Source organism: Streptomyces sp. NPDC059524, assembly GCF_042749255.1.
Lineage (GTDB): Bacteria > Actinomycetota > Actinomycetes > Streptomycetales > Streptomycetaceae > Streptomyces > Streptomyces xanthii.
This window is the reverse complement of the sequence record NZ_JBHYTK010000303.1, coordinates 1-2,962: the sequence shown is the minus strand read 5'-3', so window position 1 is coordinate 2,962 and position 2,962 is coordinate 1. Positions and strand designations below refer to the sequence as shown.

Genomic DNA, 2,962 nt, shown 5'->3' with positions numbered 1-2,962 from the left:
CTCCTCCGGGCCCGCCCCTTCGCACGTACCGATGCCGGAAACGCAGGCGCCTGCTTTAGAAGGGCTCGAAGCCCTCGTACTCCTGCTGCGCCTCGTCCCGCTCCGCCTGCCGGTCCCGGCGGCGCTGGGCGGCCGGGCGCGGGGCCTCGAAGCGGTGGTCCTCGCCGCGGCGGCCGAGCATCTCGGCGCCCGCGGTCACGGACGGCTCCCAGTCGAAGACGACCGCGTTCTCCTCGGGGCCGATGGCGACGCCGTCGCCGTTGCGGGCGCCGGCCTTCATCAGGGAGTCCTCGACGCCGAGGCGGTTGAGCCGGTCGGCGAGGTAGCCGACGGCCTCGTCGTTGTTGAAGTCGGTCTGGCGCACCCAGCGCTCCGGCTTCTCGCCGCGCACGCGGAACAGCGGCTCGCCGCCGACCTCCTCGCGGACCACGGTGAAGCCCGCGTCGTCCACGGCCTTCGGACGGATGACGACCCGGGTCGACTCCTCCTTGGGCTTGGCGGCGCGGTGCGCGGCCACCAGCTCGGCCAGCGCGTACGACAGTTCCTTGAGGCCCTTGTGGGCGACGGCCGACACCTCGAAGACGCGGTAGCCGCGCTCCTCCAGGTCCGGGCGGACCATCTCGGCGAGGTCCTGGCCGTCCGGCACGTCGATCTTGTTCAGGACGACGACGCGCGGCCGGTCCTCCAGGCCCGCGCCGTACTCGCGGAGCTCCTCCTCGATGACGTCCAGGTCGGAGACCGGGTCACGGTCGGACTCGAGGGTCGCCGTGTCCAGGACGTGCACGAGCACGCTGCACCGCTCGACGTGGCGCAGGAACTCCAGGCCGAGGCCCTTGCCCTGGCTGGCGCCGGGGATCAGACCGGGCACGTCGGCGACGGTGTAGACGGTGGAGCCGGCGGTGACCACGCCCAGGTTCGGGACCAGGGTCGTGAACGGGTAGTCGGCGATCTTCGGCTTGGCGGCCGAGAGCACGGAGATCAGCGAGGACTTGCCGGCGCTCGGGTAGCCGACGAGCGCCACGTCCGCGACGGTCTTCAGCTCCAGGACGACGTCCTGGAGGTCACCGGGAACACCGAGGAGCGCGAAGCCGGGGGCCTTGCGGCGGGCCGAGGCCAGCGCCGCGTTGCCCAGGCCGCCGCGGCCGCCCTGGGCGGCGACGTAGGTGGTGCCCTGGCCGACGAGGTCCGCCAGCACGTTGCCCTGCTTGTCCAGGACGACGGTGCCGTCGGGCACGGGCAGGATCAGGTCCTGACCGTCCTTGCCGGAGCGGTTGTCGCCCGCGCCGGGCGCGCCGTTGGTCGCCTTGCGGTGCGGGGAGTGGTGGTAGTCGAGGAGCGTCGTGACGTCCTGGTCGACGACCAGGATCACGTCGCCGCCACGGCCGCCGTTGCCGCCGTCGGGGCCGCCGAGCGGCTTGAACTTCTCCCGGTGTACGGAGGCACAGCCGTGGCCTCCGCTACCCGCGGCGACATGCAGCTCGACGCGGTCCACGAAGGTGGTCATGGTTCAGTGCCTCCAGTTACGAACGGAATGTCTCTACTTCAACACGCGAAAGGCGGACCCGCTTCCCCGCAGGGAAGTGAGGTCCGCCTCGCGAAATCCGGATCAGAAAGCCGTCAGGCGTTTCAGGCGACCGGAACGATGTTCACGACCTTGCGGCCGCGGTGGGTACCGAACTCCACCGCACCGGCGGCGAGAGCGAACAGCGTGTCGTCCTTGCCACGGCCAACGGAGTTGCCCGGGTGGAAGTGGGTGCCGCGCTGGCGGACCAGGATCTCACCGGCGTTGACGACCTGACCGCCGAAGCGCTTCACGCCGAGCCGCTGAGCATTGGAGTCGCGACCGTTCCGAGTGGACGATGCGCCCTTCTTGTGTGCCATCTTGTCTCAGTCCCTTACTTCGCAGCCGTGGGGATCTCAGTGACCTTGATCGCCGTGTACTGCTGGCGGTGGCCCTGACGACGGCGGTAGCCGGTCTTGTTCTTGTAGCGAAGGATGTCGATCTTCGCGCCCTTGTGGTGGTCCACGACCTCGGCCTGGACCTTGATGCCGGCCAGCACCCACGGGTCGCTGGTCACGGACTCGCCGTCGACGACGAGCAGGGTCGAGAGCTCGACCGTGTCGCCGACATTGGCGGTGGAAATCTTGTCAACCTCAACGATGTCGCCGACAGCAACCTTGTGCTGGCGACCACCGCTGCGCACGATGGCGTACACGCGGAACTCTCTCTCGCTCGGAACGGGACCCCCGCAGTCCAGCCGCACGAGGCGGCCTCTCCGGCTTCGAAGCACTCTTCAAGAGCTCTTCGAAGATCCCGGAGGAAAAAGGTTTACGGGAGTGAAGCGCGTCCGATGGACACGCCGACGGTCAAGATTACGGGCCCTTCCCTAAGGGGTCAAACTGGCCCCCGCAAGAGGGCGCCCCCGCACAGCCGAGCTGTACGGGGGCGCCCCACCGGGCCGAGCCTCAGGACTCGTCGGCGACGGCCACGGCCGTCTTCTTCGCGGCCGTCTTCTTGGTCGCGGTCTTCTTCGTGGCGGCGGCCTTCTTCGCCGTCGTCTTCTTCGCGGCCGTCTTCTTGGCGGCGGTCTTCTTCGTCGTCGCGGCCTTCTTCGCCGTCGCCTTCTTGGCCGTCTTGCGGGCCGTCTTCTTGGCGGCGGGCGCCTCGGCCTCCTCCGCTGCGGCCGGCTCCTCCGCGACCGCGGGGACGACCACGACGGCCGTCTCCTCGGGCGCGGTGGGCGCGGTGGCCTTGCGGACGGCGCGGCGGCGCGGACGGGCCGGGGCGGCGGCCTCGGCCGGCTCCGGCGCGGCCACGGGCTCCTCGGCCACGACGGGCTCCGGCTCCTTGACGGCCTCCTTGACCGGCTCCGTGACGGTCACCGCGGCGGCCTCGTCGGAGGACGCCTTCGGCGAACCGGCGGGAGCGCTCGCCTTGCGCGTCGCCCGGCGGGGGGGGCGC

The 2,962-nt window shown here is 70.7% G+C and carries 3 protein-coding genes and 1 pseudogene; all 4 read right to left on the bottom strand.

What is annotated here, in order from left to right; translation table 11 throughout:
• Window positions 1–55: 55 nt before the first annotated feature.
• Window positions 56–1,504 (bottom strand): GTPase ObgE, encoded by a 1,449-nt coding sequence (gene obgE / locus ACFW9D_RS38325; protein WP_188338969.1) that lies wholly within the window; start codon window positions 1,502–1,504, stop codon window positions 56–58.
• A 122-nt stretch (window positions 1,505–1,626) separates the two neighbouring features.
• On the bottom strand, window positions 1,627–1,881 hold the full coding sequence (rpmA, locus tag ACFW9D_RS38320; protein WP_188338968.1) for a 50S ribosomal protein L27: 255 nt from the start codon (window positions 1,879–1,881) through the stop codon (window positions 1,627–1,629).
• Window positions 1,882–1,895: 14 nt separating this feature from the next.
• The gene (rplU, locus tag ACFW9D_RS38315; RefSeq protein ID WP_188338967.1) at window positions 1,896–2,216 is read right to left on the bottom strand and encodes a 50S ribosomal protein L21; all 321 of its coding nucleotides are present in this window, start codon (window positions 2,214–2,216) and stop codon (window positions 1,896–1,898) included.
• 250 nt (window positions 2,217–2,466) lie between these two features.
• Window positions 2,467–2,962 (bottom strand): annotated as a pseudogene (locus tag ACFW9D_RS38310) (ribonuclease E/G); the annotation flags it as partial.

Bases quoted from the DNA above. Each gene is read 5' to 3' on its own strand.
- rpmA (WP_188338968.1), bottom strand. From the start codon at position 1,881: ATGGCACACAAGAAGGGCGCATCGTCCACTCGGAACGGTCGCGACTCC.
- obgE (WP_188338969.1), bottom strand. From the start codon at position 1,504: ATGACCACCTTCGTGGACCGCGTCGAGCTGCATGTCGCCGCGGGTAGC.